18 protein-coding genes are annotated in these 21382 nt (G+C 66.9%); 11 read left to right on the forward strand and 7 right to left on the reverse strand.

Annotated elements, in window-relative coordinates; all coding sequences use genetic code 11:
• Positions 1-26: 26 nt before the first annotated feature.
• On the reverse strand, positions 27-1376 hold the full coding sequence (gene gabT / locus MAAFP003_RS10240) for a 4-aminobutyrate--2-oxoglutarate transaminase (RefSeq protein ID WP_096286607.1): 1350 nt from the start codon (positions 1374-1376) through the stop codon (positions 27-29).
• Between the two features lie 221 nt (positions 1377-1597).
• On the opposite strand from gabT, the gene yajC reads away from it, so the two are divergent.
• The 6 genes from yajC to MAAFP003_RS10270 all read left to right on the forward strand — a co-directional run bounded on the left by yajC (position 1598) and on the right by MAAFP003_RS10270 (position 9563).
• Positions 1598-1945 carry a preprotein translocase subunit YajC gene (yajC, locus tag MAAFP003_RS10245; RefSeq protein WP_096286609.1) on the forward strand — a complete coding sequence of 116 codons (348 nt, stop codon included), beginning with the start codon at positions 1598-1600 and terminating at the stop codon, positions 1943-1945.
• Positions 1946-2034: 89 nt separating this feature from the next.
• Positions 2035-3711 (forward strand): protein translocase subunit SecD, encoded by a 1677-nt coding sequence (gene secD / locus MAAFP003_RS10250; protein WP_096286610.1) that lies wholly within the window; start codon positions 2035-2037, stop codon positions 3709-3711.
• Positions 3708-4967: a protein translocase subunit SecF gene (gene secF, locus MAAFP003_RS10255; protein WP_096286612.1), complete on the forward strand. Its 1260-nt coding sequence runs from the start codon at positions 3708-3710 to the stop codon at positions 4965-4967. Before secD ends, secF begins: the two co-directional genes overlap by 4 nt.
• A 5-nt stretch (positions 4968-4972) precedes the next feature.
• The gene (locus MAAFP003_RS10260; protein WP_096286614.1) at positions 4973-6622 is read left to right on the forward strand and encodes an ABC transporter substrate-binding protein; all 1650 of its coding nucleotides are present in this window, start codon (positions 4973-4975) and stop codon (positions 6620-6622) included.
• Entirely contained in the window at positions 6619-7161 is a 543-nt protein-coding gene (locus tag MAAFP003_RS10265) for an adenine phosphoribosyltransferase (protein WP_423790890.1), read from the forward strand. The genes MAAFP003_RS10260 and MAAFP003_RS10265 overlap by 4 nt, the downstream gene beginning before the upstream one ends.
• 32 nt (positions 7162-7193) lie before the next feature.
• On the forward strand, positions 7194-9563 hold the full coding sequence (locus tag MAAFP003_RS10270) for a RelA/SpoT family protein (RefSeq protein WP_096291035.1): 2370 nt from the start codon (positions 7194-7196) through the stop codon (positions 9561-9563).
• A 3-nt stretch (positions 9564-9566) separates the two neighbouring features.
• Here the strand turns inward: MAAFP003_RS10270 and MAAFP003_RS10275 are convergent, their stop codons facing one another.
• Positions 9567-11348: a protein kinase domain-containing protein gene (locus tag MAAFP003_RS10275; protein ID WP_279304390.1), complete on the reverse strand. Its 1782-nt coding sequence runs from the start codon at positions 11346-11348 to the stop codon at positions 9567-9569.
• Between the two features lie 67 nt (positions 11349-11415).
• A complete protein-coding gene (locus tag MAAFP003_RS10280; RefSeq protein ID WP_096286617.1) occupies positions 11416-12315 on the reverse strand; it encodes a peptidylprolyl isomerase in 900 nt (299 codons plus the stop codon).
• A 104-nt stretch (positions 12316-12419) separates the two neighbouring features.
• On the opposite strand from MAAFP003_RS10280, the gene MAAFP003_RS10285 reads away from it, so the two are divergent.
• Both MAAFP003_RS10285 and hisS read left to right on the forward strand, forming a co-directional pair.
• Positions 12420-13082 carry an MBL fold metallo-hydrolase gene (locus MAAFP003_RS10285; protein WP_096291037.1) on the forward strand — a complete coding sequence of 221 codons (663 nt, stop codon included), beginning with the start codon at positions 12420-12422 and terminating at the stop codon, positions 13080-13082.
• Complete coding sequence (hisS, locus tag MAAFP003_RS10290) at positions 13079-14365, forward strand: histidine--tRNA ligase (protein ID WP_096286619.1); 1287 nt, start codon at positions 13079-13081, stop codon at positions 14363-14365. The genes MAAFP003_RS10285 and hisS overlap by 4 nt, the downstream gene beginning before the upstream one ends.
• Here the strand turns inward: hisS and MAAFP003_RS10295 are convergent.
• The 3 genes from MAAFP003_RS10295 to MAAFP003_RS10305 are packed head-to-tail and all read right to left on the reverse strand — an operon-like array spanning position 14343 to position 16380.
• Entirely contained in the window at positions 14343-15455 is a 1113-nt protein-coding gene (locus tag MAAFP003_RS10295; RefSeq protein WP_243393852.1) for an NADH:flavin oxidoreductase, read from the reverse strand. The genes hisS and MAAFP003_RS10295 overlap by 23 nt on opposite strands.
• A gap of 5 nt (positions 15456-15460) precedes the next feature.
• Positions 15461-15898, reverse strand: coding sequence for a hypothetical protein (locus MAAFP003_RS10300; protein WP_096286623.1), 438 nt, complete (start codon positions 15896-15898; stop codon positions 15461-15463).
• Entirely contained in the window at positions 15895-16380 is a 486-nt protein-coding gene (locus MAAFP003_RS10305; RefSeq protein ID WP_096286625.1) for a peroxiredoxin family protein, read from the reverse strand. Before MAAFP003_RS10305 ends, MAAFP003_RS10300 begins: the two co-directional genes overlap by 4 nt.
• Before the next feature lie 93 nt (positions 16381-16473).
• Between MAAFP003_RS10305 and MAAFP003_RS10310 the strand changes: the two genes are divergently transcribed.
• From MAAFP003_RS10310 to MAAFP003_RS10320, 3 genes are all read left to right on the forward strand, one after another.
• On the forward strand, positions 16474-17121 hold the full coding sequence (locus tag MAAFP003_RS10310; protein WP_096286626.1) for a TetR/AcrR family transcriptional regulator: 648 nt from the start codon (positions 16474-16476) through the stop codon (positions 17119-17121).
• Positions 17122-17347: 226 nt separating this feature from the next.
• Positions 17348-17635 (forward strand): PPE family protein, SVP subgroup, encoded by a 288-nt coding sequence (locus MAAFP003_RS29145; RefSeq protein ID WP_165796351.1) that lies wholly within the window; start codon positions 17348-17350, stop codon positions 17633-17635.
• 79 nt (positions 17636-17714) lie between these two features.
• A complete protein-coding gene (locus tag MAAFP003_RS10320) occupies positions 17715-19190 on the forward strand; it encodes an HNH endonuclease signature motif containing protein (protein WP_096286630.1) in 1476 nt (491 codons plus the stop codon).
• Here MAAFP003_RS10320 and helR read toward each other — a convergent pair.
• Positions 19187-21364 carry an RNA polymerase recycling motor ATPase HelR gene (gene helR, locus MAAFP003_RS10325; protein WP_207768502.1) on the reverse strand — a complete coding sequence of 726 codons (2178 nt, stop codon included), beginning with the start codon at positions 21362-21364 and terminating at the stop codon, positions 19187-19189. The two genes, MAAFP003_RS10320 and helR, sit on opposite strands and share 4 nt — an antisense overlap.
• Between the last annotated feature and the right edge of the window lie 18 nt (positions 21365-21382).

A 21382-nucleotide genomic window follows, 5' to 3' on the forward strand; every position in this document is an offset into this window, starting at 1 on the left:
GCCTGCTGCACCTTTGGGCCGCTCTGCTACAGGTCGGCCAGCAGCAGGCGCAGGACCTCGAGGCCCTCGATGAGTAGCTCGTCGCTGATGGTCAGCGGGGGCAGCAGCCGGATGACATTGCCGAACATCCCACAGGTCAGGACGATGATGCCGGCCGCGCCGGCGGCGGTCACCAGCTTGTTCGTCAGTTCGGCGTCGGGGTCGCTGGTGCCGGACTTGACCAGCTCGACGGCGATCATGGCGCCGCGGCCGCGCACGTCGCCGATCCGGTCGTCGCCGGCCTGCATCCGCAGCAGCACGTCGAAGATCAGCCGCTCGATGTGCTGGGCCCGCTCGATCAGGCCGTCGCTCTCGATCGTCTCGATGCTGGCCAGGGCCGCCGCGCAGGCGACGGGGTTACCGCCGAAGGTGCCACCCAGGCCGCTGACGTGCGGGGCGTCCATGATCTCGGCGCGGCCCGTCACCGCCGAGAGCGGCAGCCCACCGGCGATGCCCTTGGCCGTGCAGATCAGGTCGGGCTCCAGACCGTTCGGGCCCTCGTGCTCGCAGGCGAACATCGCCCCGGTGCGCGCGAACCCGCTCTGCACCTCGTCGGCGATGAACACCACGTCGTTCTTGTGGCACCAGTCGACCAGCGCGGGCAGGAAACCCTCGGCCGGGACGATGAATCCGCCCTCGCCCTGGATCGGCTCGATGATGACGGCGGCCAAATTGGCGGCGCCGATCTGCTTCTCCAAGACGCCGATCGCCCGCGCGGCGGCCAACTCGCCGTCGGTGGCCAGCTCCTTGTCGAGCAGGCCGTCGCGGTACGGGTAGGACATCGGCGCCCGGTAGATCTCCGGTGCGAACGGGCCGAAGCCGCTCTTGTAGGGCATCGACTTGGCGGTCAGCGCCATCGTCATGTTGGTGCGGCCGTGATAGGCGTGGTCGAAGGCCGCCACGGCGGGTTTGCGGGGGTAGGAGCGGGCGATCTTGATGGAGTTCTCGACAGCCTCGGCGCCGGGGTTGAACAGCACCGACCGCTTCTCGCCCGAGCCCGGGGTGATCCGGTTCAGCTCCTCGGCGACCGCGATGTAGGACTCATACGGCGTGACCATGAAGCAGGTATGCGTGAACTCGGCGACCTGTTCGCGCACCGCGTCGACGACCCGCGGCGCGGAGTTGCCGATCGTGGTGACTGCGATGCCAGAGCCCAGGTCGATGAGCCGATTCCCGTCGACGTCCTCGACGATGCCGCCACCGGCACGCGCGACGAACACCGGCAGGCTGATGCCGACGCCGTGGGACACCGCCGAGGCGCGGCGCTTGTTGAGTTCCAGCGATAGGGGACCAGGGATTTCGGTAACCAGCTGGCGGCTCTGTTCGAGGCTGGCCACGACGTCCTCCTCCCGGCGACACGCGTATCGCGTCGCGCTGAAAGCCTATCCGTAGGACGGGTCTTGGCGCCTGCCGAGGATGCGGCCCAACCGCGCGCCCCCGGGCCTGCCAGACTGGACGGGCACACACCGGCGCACCGCGCGGTGCGTGACCTCCCGGTCGCTCGGCACCGACCGTCGGAAAACCCGGCAATACCGATACGAAAGACAGGCACGTTTCGATGGAAAGTTTGGTTTTGTTCCTGCCGTTCCTGCTCATCATGGGCGGGTTCATGTACCTGGCGTCGCGTCGCCAGAAGAAGGCGATGCAGGCCACCATCGACCTGCACGAGTCATTGCAGCCGGGGGATCGCGTGCACACCACCTCGGGCCTGCAGGCCACCGTCGTCGCGCTCACCGACGACACCGTCGACCTCGAAATCGCGCCCGGCGTGGTGACCACCTGGATGAAGCTGGCCATCCGCGACAAGATTCTGCCGGAGGACGACTTCGACGAGGACGACGACTTGGAAGAGTCCGACGACGCCCAGGGTCCGGCCGGCGAGAGCCACTTGACCAAAGATCAGTGACCACAGCGGTCCGATGAGCGGTTTCCGCCAGGCGGGCACGTAGGCTCTGTCGGGAGCCAGAACCGATTATCAAGGGAGAGATAAGGAAAGTGGCATCGTCTTCGGCGCCGGTGCACCCTGCCCGCTACCTGTCGGTTTTCTTCGTCTTGCTGATCGGCGCTTACCTGCTGGTGTTTCTCACCGGGGACAAGCACGCCGCCCCGAAGCTCGGCATCGATCTGCAGGGCGGCACCCGCGTCACCCTGACCGCGCGCACTCCGGACGGCTCCCGCCCGAGCCGGGAGGCTCTCTCGCAGGCGCAGCAGATCATCAGCTCGCGCGTCAACGGCCTGGGCGTCTCCGGTTCTGAGGTCGTGGTCGACGGTGACAACCTGGTCATCACGGTGCCCGGCAACGACGGCAACGAAGCCCGCAACCTGGGCCAGACCGCTCGGCTCTACATCCGCCCGGTGCTGAACTCCGCGCCCGCCCAAGCCGCCGAACCCAAACCCCCTGGGGGCCAGCCCGCACCGCCTGGTGCGCAGCCCGCACCCCCTGGGGGCCAGCCCGGCCCCAGCCCCGCGCCGCCCGCGCCCGCGCCCGGAAACCCGGCCGCCGACGCCCCGCCACCCGAGGTGCCCGGGCCGCCCGATCCGCGCAAGGATCTCGCCGACCGCATCAAGGTGATGAAGGATTTCCGGCAGAGCAACAACCCCTACATCCAGATGGTTGCTCAGCAGTGGGTGGCCGCTCACTGCGACAAAGAGGACATCCTGGCCGGCAACGACGACCCGGCCCTGCCGCTGATCACCTGCTCGACGGACCACAAGTACGTCTACCTACTGGGGCCGTCGATCATCAGTGGTGACCAGATCCAGGACGCCAGTTCGACGATGAACCAGCGCGGCATCGGCTACGTCGTCGACGTTCAGTTCAAACCCGCCGCGGCCAACACCTGGGCGGACTTCACCGCCGCCCACATCGGCACCCAGACCGCGTTCACGCTGGACTCTCAGGTCGTGAGCGCGCCGATGATCCAGGAAGCGATCCCCGGCGGGCGCACCCAGATCTCCGGTGGCGACCCGCCGTTCACCGCCACCACCGCCAAGCAGCTGGCCAACGTGCTCAAGTACGGCTCGCTGCCGCTGTCCTTCGAATCGTCGGAAGCCCAAACCGTTTCGGCGACACTGGGATTGACCTCGCTGCGCGCCGGTTTGATCGCGGGCGCGATCGGCCTGATCCTGGTGCTGCTGTACTCGCTGCTGTACTACCGGGTGCTGGGATTGCTGACGGCACTATCTCTGATTGCTTCGGGCGCAATGATTTTCGCGATCCTGGTGCTATTGGGACGGCAGATCAACTACACCCTGGACCTGGCGGGTATCGCCGGTCTGATCATCGGTATCGGCACCACCGCGGACTCGTTCGTGGTGTTCTTCGAGCGCATCAAAGACGAAATCCGCGAAGGCCGTTCGTTCCGCTCGGCCGTGCCGCGAGGCTGGGTACGTGCCCGCAAGACGATCGTGTCAGGTAACGCCGTCACCTTCCTGGCCGCCGCGGTGCTCTACGGCCTGGCGATCGGCCAGGTGCGCGGATTCGCCTTCACGTTGGGCCTGACCACGGTTCTCGACATCGTGGTGGTGTTCCTGGTGACGTGGCCGCTGGTCTACCTGGCCTCCAAGTCTCCGACGCTGGCCAAGCCCAAATACAACGGCCTGGGCGCTGTCCAGCAGGTCGCCCGCGAACGCCGAGCTTCAGACGTGAAGACGGGACGGGGAACCCGATGACCTCCAAAGACACCGACGCCACCGAGCTCACGGAATCCACCGATGCCGTGGAGCTGATGTCCGACTCCGCCGCGCAGCCGCCGCAGCACAGCTTTCTCGCCCGGCTCTACACCGGGACCGGCGCCTTCGAGGTCGTCGGGCGGCGCCGGTTGTGGTACGGCATCAGCGGGGCGATCGTCGCGATCGCGATCCTGTCGATCATCCTGCGTGGCTTTACCTTCGGCATCGACTTCAAGGGCGGCACCACGGTGTCGTTCCCGCGCGGCAACGTCACGACCTCGCAGGTGCAGGACGTGTTCCGCAAGACCCTGGGCCGTGACGCCGCATCGGTGGTCATCGTCGGCAACGGCGGCTCGGCGACGGTGCAGATCAGTTCCGAAACGCTGACCAACGACCAGACGACGAAGCTGCGCAACGCGCTGTTCGACGCGTTTGCGCCCAAGGGCGCCGACGGCAAGCCGAGCAAGGCGGCGATCAGCGACTCCGCGGTCTCGGAGACCTGGGGCGACCAGATCACCAAGAAGGCGCTGATCGCGCTGGGCGTGTTCCTGGTGCTGGTCAGCGTCTACATCATGGTGCGCTACGAGCGCTATATGTCGATCTCGGCACTGACGACCATGGTTTTCGACCTCACCGTCACCGCCGGGGTGTATTCGCTGGTCGGCTTCGAGGTCAGCCCCGCGACGGTGATCGGCCTGCTGACCATCCTCGGGTTCTCGCTGTACGACACCGTCATCGTCTTCGACAAGGTCGAAGAGAACACCAAAGACTTCCAGCACCGAAACCGGCGCACCTTCGCCGAGGAAGCCAACCTGGCGATCAACCAGACCTTCATGCGCTCGATCAACACCAGCCTGATCTCGGTCCTGCCGGTGCTGGCGCTGATGGTGGTGGCGGTGTGGTTGCTGGGCGTCGGCACGTTGAAGGACCTGGCGCTGGTGCAGCTGGTCGGCATCCTGGTCGGCACCTACTCGTCGATCTTCTTCGCCACCCCGCTGCTGGTCACGCTGCGTGAGCGCACCGAACTGGTGAAAAACCACACCCGCCGCGTCCTCAAACGGCGCAAGCCGGGCACGCCGGAGCCGGCGGTCAGCTCGGCCGACGAGGCATCCGACACCGAGAACACCACCGAGACGAAGAAGGCCGCGACGCCGTCCGGCGAGCCCGCACCCAACAAGCCGGCCCCCGGTGCACGGCCGGTGCGACCCAGCGGCACCCGGCGCCCGAGCGGCAAGCGAAACGCCGGCCGGCGGTAGCCGCCATGCTCAGGCGGTCCGCGGCTATCTCTCTGACCGTTGCGCTCGCCGTCGCGGTCCTGGTGACGGGATGCTCGGGCAGCGCGGCCTCGCAGATCGACTACGTCGTCGACGGCCGGTTGAGCACCTACAACGCCAACACCACCGTCGGGTTCGCGTCGGCCGGGGCCCAAGCGTTCGCCCGCACCCTGACCGGGTTCGGCTATCACGGCCCCGACGGACAGGTCGTCGCCGATCGCGACTTCGGGTCGGTCACGGTGGTGAGCGGCTCACCGCTGGTGCTCGACTACCAGATCGCCGACAGCGCGGTCTACTCCGACGGCAAGCCGCTGACCTGCGACGACCTGGTGCTCGCCTGGGCCGCTCAGTCGGGCCGGTTTCCCGGATTCGACGCCGCCACCCAGGCCGGCTACGCCGATATCGCCAACATCGAGTGCATACCGGGACAGAAGAAGGCGCGGGTCTCGTTCGTCCCGGACCGCGGCGTCGTCGACTACACCCAGCTGTTCGCCGCGACCACGATGATGCCGTCGCACGTCATCGCCGACCAGCTGAATATCGATGTGACCGCGACGCTGCTGGGCAACAATCCCCAGTCGGTCGCGCCGATCGCGCAACTGTGGAACACCACCTGGGACCTCAAGCCCGGTCTCACCCACGACGAGATCGCCAAGCGCTTTCCGTCGTCGGGACCGTACAAAATCGAATCCGTCCTGGACGACGGCGCCGTGGTGTTGGTCGCCAACGACCGGTGGTGGGGTCCCAAGGCGATTACCAAGCGGATCACCGTGTCACCGCAGGCCCCCGACATCCAGGACCGGGTCAACAACCGCAGCGTCGACGTGGTGGACGTCGCGGCCGGGTCGTCGGGCACGCTGAACACCCCGGACAACTACGAGCGCACCGATTCGGCAGCGGCGGGCATCGAGCAACTGATCTTCGCGCCGCAGGGACCGCTGGCCCAGAACAACAATCGCCGCACGTTCGCGCTGTGTGTTCCCCGTGACGTGATCGCCCGGGACGCCGGGGCGCCGATCGCCAACTCCCGGCTGTCTCCGGTCGCCGAGGACGCCGTCGCGCAGGCCGACGGCGCCGCCGAGGCGAGCCCGTACAACAAGGCGGACCCGGTCGCCGCCCGCGCCGCGCTGGGTGGCGCGCCGCTCGCCGTGCGAATCGGCTACCAGGGCCCCAACGCCCGCCTCGCGGTCACCGTCGGGACGATCACCAAGTCGTGCGCCGCCGCGGGCATCAATGTCTCCAACGTCACACTCGACACCTCCGGGCCCCAGGCGCTGCGGGACGCGAAGATCGATGTTCTGCTGGCCAGCACCGGTGGAGCCAGCGGCAGCGGGTCCACCGGATCGTCCTCGATGGACGCCTACGACCTGCACAGTGGCAACGGCAACAACCTGTCGGGATATGCGAATCCGCAGATCGACGGCGTCATCGGTGCGCTTGCGGTGTCCGGCGACCCGGCCGAGCGCGTTCGCCTGCTGGCCGAGGGAGCGCCGGTACTCTGGGGTGACATGCCGACGTTGCCCCTGTATCGGCAGCAGCGCACGTTGCTGATGTCGAAGAAGATGTACGCAGTCAGCGCGAATCCGACCCGCTGGGGCGCGGGTTGGAACATGGACCGATGGGCTTTGATGCAGTGACGGATATTCGCGAGGACGCGGCCTTAGCCGACCTCATCGCGTCGTTGACCCGCGATGTTTCCAACTTTCCGCAGCGAGGAGTCCAGTTCAAGGACCTCACTCCGCTGTTCGCCGACCGAACGGCGATGAACGCGGTGATCGACGCGCTCGCTAGCATCGCCGCCGGCTCGGATCTGGTCGCCGGGATCGAATCGCGCGGGTCGTTGGTGGCCGCGGCCGTCGCCGCCCGGCTCGGCACCGGCGTGCTGTCCATCCGCAAGGAGGGCAAGTTGCCGCCACCGGTGCTCCGCGAAAAGTACACCCGCGAGTACGGTCCCGCGGCGATCGAGATCCCCGCCGACGGTCTCGACTTGCGCGGCACCAGCATCACGATCATCGACGACGTGCTGGCCACCGGCGGCACTCTCGGCGCGGCGAACCGGTTGCTCGAGCGCGCCGGGGCCAACGTCACCGGTGCGGCCGTCCTGGTGGAAATCACCGCGCTGGGCGGCCGGGAGGCGATCGCGCCTTTGGCGGTAGCCAGCTTGAGCCGCGTTTAGAGGGGATATTCTCGAGTTCGGAGGTGACCAACGTGGCGGATGAGCAAAGCACGGCGCAAGCTGTTGTGCCGCCCACGGACTCGCTACCGGCCATCGACACGCCGAGCTCGTCGGAGGCACCGACCGAAACCCTGAAGACGTCCAGCAGCGCGTCGCGTCGCGTCCGGGCCCGGCTGGCCCGGCGGATGACCGCCCAGCGCAGCGCATTCAACCCCGTGCTCGAGCCGCTGGTGGCGGTGCACCGGGAGGTTTATCCGAAGGCGAACTTTTCGATGCTCAACCGAGCCTTCGAGGTCGCCGACCAACGTCACGCCAGTCAACTGCGCCGCTCCGGGGATCCTTACATCACCCACCCGCTGGCCGTCGCCAACATTCTCGCCGAATTGGGCATGGACACCACCACTTTGGTGGCCGCGCTGCTGCACGACACCGTCGAGGACACCGGATACACGCTGGAGGCGTTGAGCGAGGAATTCGGCGAAGAGGTGGGCCATCTCGTCGACGGCGTGACCAAGCTGGACCGCGTCGAGCTCGGCAACGCCGCCGAAGGCGAGACCATCCGCAAGATGATCACCGCGATGGCGCGTGACCCGCGGGTGCTGGTGATCAAGGTGGCCGACCGGCTGCACAACATGCGGACCATGCGCTTCCTGCCGCCGGAAAAGCAGGCGCGCAAAGCCCGTGAGACGCTGGAAGTCATTGCGCCCCTTGCACATCGGCTAGGTATGGCCAGCGTCAAGTGGGAGCTCGAAGACCTGTCGTTCGCGATCCTGCACCCGAAGAAGTACGAGGAGATCGTTCGTCTGGTCGCCGGGCGCGCGCCGTCTCGGGACACCTACCTGGCCAAGGTTCGCGCCGAAATCGTCGCCACCCTCAACGCGTCGAAAATCAAAGCGACAGTTGAGGGCCGGCCCAAGCATTATTGGTCGATCTACCAGAAGATGATCGTCAAGGGCCGCGACTTCGACGACATCCACGACCTGGTCGGCATTCGCATCCTGTGCGACGAGATCCGGGACTGCTACGCCGCTGTGGGCGTGGTGCACTCGCTGTGGCAGCCGATGGCGGGGCGGTTCAAGGATTACATCGCCCAGCCCAGATACGGCGTCTACCAATCACTGCACACCACGGTCGTCGGGCCCGAGGGCAAGCCGCTGGAGGTGCAGATCCGCACCCGCGACATGCACCGCACCGCCGAATACGGCATCGCCGCGCACTGGCGTTACAAGGAAGCCAAGGGCCGCAACGGTGTGCTGCATCCGCACGCCGCCGCCGAGATCGACGATATGGCCTGGATGCGGCAGCTGCTCGACTGGCAACGTGAGGCCGCGGACCCGGGCGAGTTCCTGGAGTCGTTGCGTTACGACCTTGCGGTGCAAGAGCTTTTCGTGTTCACCCCCAAGGGGGATGTGGTCACGCTGCCGGCCGGGTCGACGCCGGTGGACTTCGCCTACGCGGTGCACACCGAGGTCGGCCACCGCTGCATCGGCGCCCGGGTCAACGGGCGGCTGGTGGCGCTGGAACGCAAGCTCGAAAACGGGGAAGTCGTCGAGGTTTTCACCTCCAAAGCGCCCAACGCCGGGCCGTCGCGGGACTGGCAGCAATTCGTGGTGTCGCCGCGCGCCAAGGCGAAGATCCGCCAGTGGTTCGCCAAGGAGCGGCGCGAGGAGGCGCTGGAGGCCGGCAAGGAAGCGATGGCCCGTGAGGTTCGTCGCGGTGGACTTCCGTTGCAGCGCTTGGTCAACGGCGAGGCCATGTCCGCGGTGGCCCGCGAGCTGCACTACACCGACGTGTCCGCGATGTACACCGCGATCGGCGAGGGACACGTCTCGGCGCGACACGTCGTGCAGCGGTTGCTCGCCGAGCTCGGCGGTATCGACCAGGCCGAAGAAGACCTCGCCGAAAGGTCCACGCCGACAACGATGTTGCGCCGCCCGCGCAGCACCGACGACGTCGGCGTCTCGGTCCCCGGCGCACCCGGCGTGCTGACCAAGCTGGCCAAGTGCTGCACACCCGTGCCGGGCGATGCGATCATGGGCTTCGTCACCCGCGGCGGTGGTGTCAGCGTGCACCGCACCGACTGCACCAACGCGGCGTCACTGCAGCAGCAGGCCGAGCGCATCATCGAGGTGCTCTGGGCGCCGTCGCCGTCGTCGGTGTTCCTGGTGGCCATTCAGGTCGAGGCGCTCGACCGGCACCGGTTGCTGTCGGATGTCACGCGGGTGCTCGCCGATGAGAAGGTGAACATCCTGTCCGCGTCGGTCACCACCTCGGGTGACCGAGTTGCGATCAGCCGCTTCACTTTTGAGATGGGCGACCCCAAGCATCTCGGGCACCTGCTCAACGTTGTGCGCAATGTCGAAGGCGTATACGACGTCTACCGCGTCACGTCTGCCGCGTAGGCCTCAGCCGATCCGTACCGAACTGATGGTCACCGGGGAGACCGGAAGACCGCTGTCCCGATTGCCGGCCACGCCCGCAGCCGCAATCTTGTCGAGGACCGCCAGGCCGGCCTGATCGATGGTGCCGAGCACCGTGTTCACCGGCGGCATTTCGCCGTCCTTGAAGAACATGACGAATTGGCTGGCGTTGGTATTGGGCCCCTCGTTGGCCAGGGCCAACGTCCCGCGCGGATATAGCACGGACGCCCTGAGTGCTGGGTCCCCGGCAGGGTACTGGTTGACGGGGTATTCGTCGTTGAAGATGTAGTTCGGCCCGCCGGTGCCGTCACCGTCCGGACCACCGCACAAAAGCGTTCCGATGTCGATAGCCTTGGTCAGCCGGGCGCAGACGGTGTTGGCGCAGAAGCGTTGCCGCGCCAGGCTGAGGAAGCTATTCACCGCACATGGGGACTTGTTGTTGTCCAGCATGATGCCGATGTCCCCAAAATTAGTGGAGATGGTCGCGGCGATTTGGGCAGGTTCGGTGGATACCTTTCCTGACGGGGGCAGGCTGACCGACTTCGTTCCCGTCCCCTCCTGTGCGTCGGCCGGCACGGGCGTGTATTGACAGTTGGCACCCAGGTCAGGTGGCGGGGCAAATGGTGGCAACGGCGGCAGGCCCGCTGCGTTCGTGGTGGTCGGGATCGTCGGTCCGCCCGGTACCGGCCCACCAAATTTGGGCGTCCTGGGATGGGGCATGGTGCTGGATGTCGCGTTGTTCGAGGCGGAATCGTCGTTCGTCACCAGGGCAACGACCAGGACCGTCACCATCGCGAGGGTGACGGCCGACGCGGCGACGATCCCGATGATCAGGCGCCGGTTCGAGCGCTGCGACTGGGGTCGCAGCGGGGTGTGGGCCGTCGGGGTCGGCCCGGGTTGCGCAAGCGTTGGCGGATACGGCGGTAACGGGCCGTGGGCAGCTGTGCCGCCGTGGCCCACCAGTGCGGCCTTGGCGGCCTCGGCGAACTCGAGGGATGTTTGGTAGCGCTGGTCGACGTCCTTGGCCATGCCCCGGATGACCACCTCGTCTAAAGCGGGCGGGACGCCGGGCGCGGTGAACGAGGCGCGCGGCGGCGGGGTGTTCAGGTGCGCGTTGAGCTGTTCTTCGAAGGTGTCGCCGGGGTAGGGCAGGCGTCCGGTCAGGCATTCGTAGAGCACGCAGGCCAGCGCGTAGACGTCGGCGCGGTGATCGGTCATGCCCCGGAAGCGCTCCGGGGCCATGTAGGCCATCGTGCCCATCGTGTGGCCCGTATGCGTCAGCGCGGTGTCGGCGGCGGTGCGCGCCAGCCCGAAGTCGATCAGGTACACGAAGTCGCGGGTGGACACCAGGATGTTCGACGGTTTGATGTCGCGGTGGATCAATCCGACTTCGTGGGCCGTATCCAGTGCTGCCGCAACCTGTTCGACGACCGCGACGGCGCGCTCGGGGCTCAGCCGGCCGCCGTTTTCGGCGATGTAGGCCAACAGGTCGCGGCCTTCGATCAGCCGCATGTCGACATACAGTCGGCCGTCGATCTCGCCGTAGCTGTGGATCGGCACCATGTGCGGGTCGTTCAGGCTTGCCGCGATGCGCGCCTCACGCCGGAAGCGCTGCTGAAACTCCTCGTCGTCTGCCAGATGTGCGGGCAGCACCTTGAGCGCGACGATGCGGTCCGTGCTGGTGTCATAGGCGCGAAATACCTGTCCCATGCCCCCGCGGCCCAGCAGCTCGCGTAGTTCGTAATGTCCGAACGACTCCGTCACCACTCAATGACCTTAAAGTGTCGACCAGCTTCCTACGAATCTTGGCGACCCGTGTTGCGCTGCTTCGGGTCTAGTCCAGCAGGATCGATTTGATCGTCACTTCGCTGTTCGGTGCGCCGTCTTCGCCGCCACCGTTGATGCCGCCCTTGGCGATCTTGTCGAGAACGGCGAGCCCGTCAGGCTGAATCGTGCCGAAGACGGTGTACTGCGGCGGCAGCTGAGAGTCCTTGTAGACCATGAAGAACTGACTGCCGTTGGTGCCGGGTCCGGCGTTGGCCATCGCGAGGGTGCCCCGCGGATAGAGAACGGGTTCGCGCAGCTTGGGGTCGTTCGGCGGGTACTGGTCGGTCGGGTACTCGTTGGCGAACTGGTAACCCGGCCCGCCGGTGCCGTCGCCCTTGGGATCGCCGCATTGCAGCACACCCAGCGTGTCCGAGGGGGTCAGGCGGGGGCACTTGGTGTTGTCGAAGTACTTCTGTCCGATCAGGCTAGCGAAACTGTTGACCGTGCAAGGTGATCCGTTGTTCGCCAACATCAGGCCGATGTTGCCCTGGCTGGTCGCCATGCTGGCGCTCACCTGCGCGGGGTCGGTCGGCACCTTGCCGGTGCGCGGCGGCTTGACCGGCTTGGCGGCCGGATCCGTCGACGGCGGGTACTGGCAGTTGGCGCCCACGGTGTCCGACGGTTTGAACACCGGCAGCGGCGGAACCGGCGGAACCTGACCCGTTTGCGGAGTCGTCGTGCCCGACGCCGCCGGCGAGTTGCTCGTCGTCGGCGCTGCCGTGTCCTGCTTGTGCTTGTTGTTCGTGTTGATCACGGTGACCACCACCGCGGCGATCACCGCGATGGCTGCCACGACGCCGCCGACGATGACTAACACACGTCGCCTGCGGGCTTGCTTCGCCCGGCGTTCGAGCTGCCGTTCGAGTTTGCGCTTGGCGTTGGCGCGTCGCTGTTCGTTGGTCGGCACGGCCGGTATGCCTCCATGCGTGTCAGTGGGGGCGGGTTTGCAGGCTCAGGCTAATGCGGGCGGCGCGAGCGGTGTCAACTGGGCCCCGTGGGAAAATGGCGAACGTGTTGATCACCGGATTTCCCGCGGGCATGTTGCAGTGCAACTGCTACGTGCTGGCCGAGCGCCCCGGTACGGACGCCGTGATCGTGGATCCGGGGCAGCGAGCGATGGCGCCGTTGCGGCGCATCCTTGACGAGAATCGGCTCACCCCCGCCGCCGTGCTGCTCACCCACGGGCACATCGACCACATGTGGTCTGCTCAGAAGGTTTCGGACACCTACGGCTGCCCGACCTACATTCATCCCGAAGACCGCTTCATGCTCAAAGACCCCATCTTCGGTATGGGGCCACGGCTGGCGCAGCTGATGACGGGTGCGTTCTTCCGGGAGCCCAAGCAGGTGATCGAACTGGACCGCGACGGCGACAAGATCGACCTGGGCAACGTCAGCGTCAACGTCGACCACACGCCCGGGCACACCCGCGGATCGGTGGTCTTCCGGGTGGCCGCGGACCAAGACGTGGTGTTCACCGGCGACACCCTGTTCGAGCGCTCGGTGGGCCGCACCGACCTATTCGGCGGCAGCGGCCGCGATTTGCTGACCTCGATCATCGACAAGCTTCTGGTGCTCGACGACAACACCATGGTGCTGCCCGGCCACGGCGCGGCGACCACGATCGGGGCCGAGCGGCGTTTCAATCCGTTCCTCGAAGGCCTGGCCGGATGACGGAGTCGTTCACCGCGTTTTCCGCGCCCAAGGGCGTGCCCGACTATGTCCCGCCGGACTCGGCACAGTTCGTCGCGGTGCGTGCTGGCCTGCTGGGCGCGGCACGGCGGGCCGGCTACGGTGACATCGAGCTGCCCATCTTCGAGGACACCGGGCTGTTCGCCCGCGGCGTCGGTGAATCCACCGACGTGGTGTCCAAGGAGATGTACACCTTCGCCGACCGTGGTGACCGCTCGGTGACGCTGCGGCCGGAGGGCACCGCCGGGGTGGTGCGCGCGGTGATCGAGCACGGCCTGGACCGCGGCGCGCTGCCCGTCAAGCTCTGTTACGCCGGGCCGTTCTTCCGCTACGAGCGTCCGCAGGCCGGCCGGTACCGCCAGCTGCAGCAGGTGGGCGTCGAGGCGATCGGCGTCGACGACCCGGCGCTGGACGCCGAAGTGATCGCGATTGCCGACGGCGGGTTCCGGTCGCTGGGCCTGGACGGGTTCCGGCTGGAGATCACCTCGCTGGGCGATGACAGTTGCCGACCGCAGTACCGGGAACTGTTGCAGGAGTACTTGTTTGGGCTCGACCTCGACCAGGAAACACTGCGACGCGCACGACTGAACCCGCTGCGCGTGCTCGACGACAAACGGCCCGAGGTGAAGGCCATGACGGCCGATGCGCCGGTGCTGCTCGATCACCTGTCCGATGAGGCCAAGCAGCACTTCGACACGGTGCTGGCCCACCTCGACGCGCTGGGTGTGCCCTACGTCATCAACCCGCGGATGGTGCGCGGGCTCGATTACTACACCAAGACGACTTTCGAGTTCGTGCACGACGGACTCGGCGCGCAATCGGGCATCGGTGGCGGCGGCCGCTACGACGGGTTGATGCGCCGGCTCGGTGGACAAGACCTGTCCGGCATCGGTTTTGGGCTCGGCGTGGACCGCACGCTGCTGGCGTTGCGCGCCGAGGGCAAGAGTGCGGGGGAGACCACGCGCTGCGACGTCTTCGGAGTGCCGCTCAGCGACGCGGCCAAGCTGCGGCTGGCGGTGCTGGGCGGTGAGCTGCGGGCCGCCGGTGTCCGGGTCGATATGGCCTACGGCGATCGTGGGCTCAAGGGCGCGATGCGCGCCGCCGACCGATCCGGTGCCCGCCTCGCGCTGGTCGCCGGTGATCGCGATCTGGAGTCCGGCACGGTCGGCGTCAAGGATCTCGCGGCCGGGGAGCAGGTGTCGGTGCCGATCGAATCGGTTGTCGCCGAGGTTCTCTCGCGTTTCAGGCGACTTCCCAATCCTTGATGTTGGCGACGGGCCCGAACAGGTCCCGCGGCACATCCGGTGACAACGGTCGTCCGGATCGCACGCGCTGGGGCCAGTCGCGATTCGCCAGCGCGGGTTTGGCCAGGGCGACGACATCGGCAGCGCCCGAGTCGATGATGGCGGCGCCGTCTTTCGGGTCGTCCAGGTGGCCGTTGGCGATGATCGGCAGCCCGCTGTACTGCTTCGCAAGCTGCGCGAGCGATTTGTCTGAACCGGCGAATGCCGGTGCAAGCGCGCGATATTCGGTGGTGTGTATGTAATCGATGCCGGTGTCGGCCAGCGTGGCGAAGATGGTGGCCGCGTCGTCCTCGCCGCCCGTCCAATGATGGTGGTTGTCGGAAACCTTTCCCTGGGAGATCCGGATACCGACCGCGATCTCGCCACCGACTGCCGACGCGACGTCGTGGCAGACCTCGGCCGCGAGGCGCACCCGATTGGCGACGCTGCCGCCGTAATCGTCGGTGCGGGTATTCAGGTAGTCGGTGAGGAATTCGTCCAGCAGATACCCATTCGCACCGTGGATCTCCACACCGTCGAACCCGGCGTCGCGCGCCTGCCGCGCGGCGTTGACGAAGGCGCTGCGGACTTGGCCGAGATGCTCGACGGTCATCGCTTGGGGAATTTTGAAGGGGCCGGCACCGCGGTACATGGGTAGTTGCTCGCCTTTCGGGCGTATGGCGGACGGCCCCCAGGTGGTGTCGGTATGCGGGTTGCCCTGCGACTGGCTGCCGGCATGCATGAGTTGAGCGAAATATTTGGCCCCGCAGTCATGGACACCCTCGACCACTGGCTGCCAGGCCGACGCGTGCACGGCGTTGGCGATGCCTGGTTGAAAGAGATATCCCTGACTGGTCAGGTCGTCGATGTAAAGCCCCTCCGTGATCAACAGGCCGAATCCGCCCCGGGCGAATCTGCGGTAGTAGGCAGCGACCTGGTCGGTGGGCAGTCCGTCGGCCGTCGCGCTGACTCGTGTCATCGGTGCCAGGGCCACGCGATTGGCGAGTTCGACCCTTCCGATTTTCGCGGCGTTGAACAAGGTCTGATAAGGCGGACACGTGTCGTCGGGCACTGCCATCACTTTCGGATCGGTTGACGCGGGTCGTTGTCTCGATGAACGGCAAGCACATTCACCGCAGCCAACCACATACACAACAGCGGTATGAACGGAGGCTTGATCCGCAGGGGAAGCACCTCGGCTGGCACCTCCGGGTGCAGATGTACATAGGTAGCCCCCGCCATGTTGGCAATCAGTGCGGCTGAGGCGGCGGAGGTGAGCGGGTTGGCACGTGGAGAGTGTTTGCGCCTCAAGCGGGAGGCTGAAAGCAGACTCAACCCAATAGATATCTCACCGACTATGCCCATCGGTATGCTGGATCGCGGCAATCGACTGTTGGTGATTTGAACATTGAACTGCGTACGAAACGGTTCGATCAACTTCAACAATCCGAACCAGAACATCACCCAACCCAGGAATGGCGTGTTGTATCGCAAGATTTTCGCGGGGTTGCTCATCGTAGGTCCGGATGCTCCTTGATGTAGCGGATGAAGCCGATCACGTCGTCGGCGACCAGCCGGCCTATGGCACCGCTCGAGTAGACGGCGAGTCGGACCGTCCCGTCCGGCGCCAGGACGAAGCCGGTCGATTGCAGGTAGTGCGGCTCCTCGCTGACGTAGGCGTCGGTCACTGCGGCGATCTTGTCGGCGTCGGCGCTGTGGCCGACCGGGAAGGACAGCTTGCGCTTCGACACCAGCGCTGCGGTGGTCTCGGCATCGTCGACCGAGAAGGCGACGACCTTGACGCCAAGGTCGTTCAGCGCGTCGGCGGCACGAGAGAACGCGGCCAACTGCGCGTTGCAGTAGGGGCACCACGACCCGCGGTAGATCAGGACGACGCCGTAGTACCCGGCGAGATCGCCCGGTAGCGAGATCGTGCCGCCACCGACCGCTGGAAGTTCTAACGCGGGAAACTGATCACCGTTATTCAGGCGGGACATGCATTCCTCTCCCGGGGTAGGCGGACGACGTGGACAAAGTGTGCTGAACCCGAACTGGACTATCAAGTCCAATTCGATCTACACTTCTGCTTCATGCCGTCAAAAGAGCGCCCCGCGGGTGCGCGGCTGACGAATCGCGGTGCGGCGACCAGAGCGCGAATCGTCGCTGCGGCCGCGGCACTCGTCCGCCGGCAGGGTGTCGCCGGAACAAGCCTGGACGACGTCATCGCCGATACCAACACGAGTAAGTCGCAGCTGTACCACTACTTCCCGAACAAGGAAGCGCTCATCTGCGAGGTCATCAAGACCCAACTCGGCCAGGTCATCGCGGCCCAGCAGCCAAATCTCGGCGAAGTCTCCTCGTGGGAAGGACTGCAGCGCTGGTGCGACCATGTCTTGGCGATGGCCCGCGCTACACACGGTGTCGGGGGTTGCCCGCTAGGTTCGCTCGTGGGCGAGCTCGCCGAACAATCCGACTCGGCGCGACAGCAGCTTGCGCAGAGCTTCGCCGAGTGGCAGGCATATCTCGCTGCTGGCATGACGACGATGCGTGGCAATGGTGAATTGTCCGCCGATGCCGATCCCGCCGATCTCGCACTGTCGATGATGAGTGCGGTGCAAGGCGGCTTGCTGATGGCGCAGACGATGCGCAGCGCGCGGCCTCTCGAACTCGCGCTGGACATGGCGCTCGGGCACATCGCTACCTACCGCAGCGACCCGAAGCGGGGGCGCAAGGCCTGAGGGCAACGAGCAGGTGTCGGTGCCGCTCGATTCGGTTGTCGCCGAGGTGCTCTCGCGTTTTGGGCGCTCATCGCCGCCGGTTTTGACCGGGCGGGCGGAAATTAGCGATCCCGTCGACGAATATTCAGCAAACTGGTTCATGGCGGCCCGTGGTTATTGTACGGTCGTGCAAGATTGCGCGGGACAGGCGTCGTCGCCGCGCAGGCCGGCCGATAAGGAGACGTCCGTGGAACGTGCTGAGATGCCGAGCGGGGCAACCCCTCCCAGGGTGAAGTCGTTCCGCGATTTCTCCAGCGTGGTGGTGGAGTGCGCGGCTCTGGGCGCGTCGCCCGCGCTGGGCTCGCTGTCGGTACCGCCGGCCTGGCCGAAGTCCGCTCCCAGGCCCGACGAGCTCCCGGCTACCCCGAAGGTCAAGCCACCCGGCCTCACTTACCAGGACGGCCTGATGAGCGTGATGACCGGCCGTCACGCCGTCCCTGCGCAACAGGGGGAGTTGCTGGCCGACGAGGCGTGAGTCAGTTCGCGCCAAATCACTTGTGTCACTTGCGTTTCAGGCTGACTTTCTTGTCGGTGGGGCGTTGTATCATTCGAACATGGGTTCGAGTAGCTGCGACGAGATCGATGAGGTCTTCGGGCGGCGCTATCCGTCCACCACACCCGATTCCGCGGCCTTGGTCAATCGCATCCGCTCGTCCGCACGGGCGGAAAATCGGGCGGCCGCCACCCAGCTGACCGACATCGCAGACCTGTTCGCCTATCGACTGGCGCGTTGTTCGGACACCGAGGCATGGGCGGTCGACACGATGGAGGCGGTGGCCGCCGAAGTGGCGGCGGCGTTGCGGATCAGTCAGGGGCTGGCGGCGAGTCGCCTTCGGTACGCCCGGGCAATGCGTGAGCGGTTGCCGAAGGTTGCAGCGGTGTTCAAGGCCGGCGACATCGACTATCGGATGTTTCAGACGATCGTCTACCGCACCGATCTGCTGACCGACGACGAGGCACTGGCCAGAGTCGATGCGGAGTTGGCGGTTTGCTTGCCGCGTTGGCCATCGCTGACGCACGGTCGGCTGGCCGGGCAGGTGGACAGGATTGTGGTGCGGGCCGATGCCGATGCCGTCCGGCGGCGAAAGCAACGGCAATCCGGGCGCGAGGTATGGATCGCGGACATCGGCGACGGCACGTCCGAGATCCACGGTTCCTTGCTGACCCCCGACGCCCGGGCTCTGGAAAAGCGGTTGAACGCGCTGGCTGCCACGGTGTGTGAACACGACCCGCGCGGCCGTGAGCAGCGCCGGGCCGACGCGCTGGGCGCGCTGGCCGTTTCCGCCGACCGGCTGGGGGGCCGGTGCGGCCGGCCCGACTGCGCGGCGGGCAAGCGTCCCGCCGCGTCGCCCGTCGTCATTCATGTGATCGCCGAGCGGGCCGCGGTCGACGGTACCGGCTCGGTGCCCGCGTCCCAGCTCGGTGCGGACGGACTCATCCCGCCGGAACTCGTTGCCGAACTTGCCAAGTCGGCCCGGCTGGTGCCGCTGGTCCATCCCGCCGATGCTGCGCCCGAACCCGGATATGTGCCTTCGGCGGCGCTGCGGGATTTCGTGCGATGCCGAGACCTGACCTGCCGCTGGCCGGGTTGCGACCGGCCGGCAGTCGAGTGCGACGTCGACCATACGATCCCGTACGGCGACGGTGGCCCGACGCATGCGTCAAACCTGAAGTGCTACTGCAGGACTCATCACCTGGTCAAGACGTTCTGGGGATGGCGCGACAAGCAGCTGCCCGACGGGACGGTGATTCTGACCTCGCCGGCTGGTCAGACCTATGTCACCACCCCGGGCAGCGCGCTGCTGTTCCCGAGCCTGTGCCAGCCGACAAGCGGCGCGCCGGCGCCCGACATCGAACGGCTGCAGGACTACTGCGGCGAGCGGACCGCGATGATGCCGATGCGACGGCAGACTCGCGCCCAGAATCGCGCCGCTCGCATCGCCGCCGAACGTCGGCAGAACCGCCAGGCGCGGGTGGGGCCGGACGAATCGCTCACTGCCACAGGCGATCCGGATCCGCCGCCCTTCTAGTTCAAGACGGCCAAGCCGGACAGCGCCTCTGGCAACGGTTCTCGATGCAAGACGCCGAGCCGTTGGGTGGCGCGGGTGAGGGCGACGTAGAGCTCGGATGCGCCGCGCGGGCCGTCCGCGAGGATCCGCTGCGGGTCGACCACCAGCACGGCGTCGAACTCCAATCCCTTGGTCTGTGAGACCGGCACCGTACCCGGCACCCCGGGTGGACCGATCACAACGCTGGTGCCGTCACGACCGGCTTCGTCGCGCACGAATTCTTCAATCGCGCCAGGCAATTCGTCGTCGGTGACCTGTCGCGACCAGGGCCGCGCGCCGCAGGCGCGAACCGATTCCGGTGGCTGTACCCCCGGCGCGAACTCCTCGAGCAGCGCGGCGGCGACCGTCATGATTTCTTCCGGCGTGCGGTAGTTGACCGTCAGCGACCGGTAATCCCACCGGCCCGGCACGTACGGCTGCAGCATCGCTTGCCACGATGTCGCACCGGCGGCCGACCGGCGCTGGGCGAGATCGCCGACCACGGTGAAGGACCGGCCGGGGCAACGTCGCATCAGCACCCGCCAGTCCATCTCGGACAGTTCCTGGGCCTCGTCGACCACGACATGGCGATAGGTCCAATCTCGATCTGCCGCAGCACGTTCGGCGAGTTCACGCGTGTCGCGCTCGATGAAACGGTCGGCTAGGGCCTCGGCATGGATCACGTCGCGGGCCATCAGCTGGTCCTCGTCGTCCATCAGATCCTCGCGCGCGATCATCAGGTCCAGCACGCCGGCGGCGTACTCGGCCTCGTAGTTGCGCTCGCGCTTGGCGTTCGCCTCCGCGGCCTCGGCCGCCTTGTCGCGGCCGAGCAGATCGACCAGCTCGTCGAGCAGCGGCACGTCCGACACCGTCCAGGCCTCGCCGTCGACACGCAACAGCGACTGGGGCGCACCCACGGCATGCAGCCGCTCGGGGGAGAGGTACAGCGAAGCCAGCAGCTCCCGCGGTGTCAGGATCGGCCAGAGCCGGTCGAGTGCGGCGGCGAACTGCTCGTTGTCCGCCAGCTCGGCGAGCAGGTCGGAACGCAGCTGTTCCCATGCGCTGCGGTCCTCGCGGGTCAACCAGCCGCGGCCGATCCGGGCGATCGCGCGCTCGGTCAGCGCCCAGGTGAGGATGTCGATGAACACCGCGCGGGCCTGGTTGTGCGGTTGTCCGCTGCCGCGTGCCTCGTCTCGCGCCCAGCCGCCGATCTCGGCGTCGATGCGCATTGTGACGTCGGCCAGTTCGATCTCCAGCGGGCGCTCGGGTAGTCGCTGCCGATCGGCGACCGCGGCGGCCAGCACGTCGAGGATTTTCAGCGACCCCTTGAACGCCGCGCACTCCGGGGTGTCCTCGGCGGTGACGCGCATTCCAGGGACCAGATCGCCCGGCGTCATGAACACCACGCTGGACTCGCCCAGCGACGGCAGCACCCGATCGACATGGCGCAGGAACGCCGGATTAGGTCCCACCACAAGGACTCCGTGGCGCTCGATGCGCTCGCGCTGGGTGTACAGCAGGTACGCGACGCGATGCAGCGCCACGACCGTCTTGCCGGTGCCGGGGCCACCCTCGATCACCAGCACGCCGGGATGATCGAGCCGGATGATCTCGTCCTGCTCGGCCTGAATGGTCGCGACGATGTCGCGCATGCCCTCGCCTCGTGGCGCGTTGATCGCCGCCAGCAGGGCCCCATCGCCTTGCGCGTCCGCGCCCGGCCGGCCGAACACCTCGTCGGTGAAGTCGTCGATGCTTCGCCCGCGGGTGTGGAACTGGCGCCGGCGGTGCATGCCCTCCGGGGTGGCGGCGGTCGCGACATAGAACGCCCGGGCGGCCGGAGCGCGCCAGTCGAGCAGCAGCGGGTGATACTCGTTGTCGGCGTCGAACAGGCCGATGCGGCCGATGTAGCTGCGTTCACCGGAGATGGCGTCCAACCGCCCGAAGCACAGCCCGTAGTCGGCGACGTCCAGCCGTTTGACCTCCCTCGCCACCGCCCGGACCTCCGCGTCCCGGTCCGACAGGCTCTCGCCATCGCCCAGCAATGCCGCGCGGAAATTCTCCTTCGCCCGGGCGCGCTCGGCATCGAGGCGCGCATAGAGCCCGGTCACGTAGTCCTGCTCGGACCGCAGTTCGCCTTCATACCCAGGATTCGACAAGTACCCCTCCGCCACTTC

It is taken from the genome of Mycobacterium ahvazicum (genome assembly GCF_900176255.2).
Taxonomy (GTDB): domain Bacteria; phylum Actinomycetota; class Actinomycetes; order Mycobacteriales; family Mycobacteriaceae; genus Mycobacterium; species Mycobacterium ahvazicum.

Bases quoted from the DNA above. Each gene is read 5' to 3' on its own strand.
- MAAFP003_RS10320 (WP_096286630.1), top strand. From the start codon at position 17,715: ATGGGTTCGAGTAGCTGCGACGAGATCGATGAGGTCTTCGGGCGGCGC.
- hisS (WP_096286619.1), top strand. From the start codon at position 13,079: ATGACGGAGTCGTTCACCGCGTTTTCCGCGCCCAAGGGCGTGCCCGAC.
- MAAFP003_RS10310 (WP_096286626.1), top strand. From the start codon at position 16,474: ATGCCGTCAAAAGAGCGCCCCGCGGGTGCGCGGCTGACGAATCGCGGT.
- yajC (WP_096286609.1), top strand. From the start codon at position 1,598: ATGGAAAGTTTGGTTTTGTTCCTGCCGTTCCTGCTCATCATGGGCGGG.
- secF (WP_096286612.1), top strand. From the start codon at position 3,708: ATGACCTCCAAAGACACCGACGCCACCGAGCTCACGGAATCCACCGAT.
- MAAFP003_RS10305 (WP_096286625.1), bottom strand. From the start codon at position 16,380: ATGTCCCGCCTGAATAACGGTGATCAGTTTCCCGCGTTAGAACTTCCA.
- MAAFP003_RS10260 (WP_096286614.1), top strand. From the start codon at position 4,973: ATGCTCAGGCGGTCCGCGGCTATCTCTCTGACCGTTGCGCTCGCCGTC.
- MAAFP003_RS10300 (WP_096286623.1), bottom strand. From the start codon at position 15,898: ATGAGCAACCCCGCGAAAATCTTGCGATACAACACGCCATTCCTGGGT.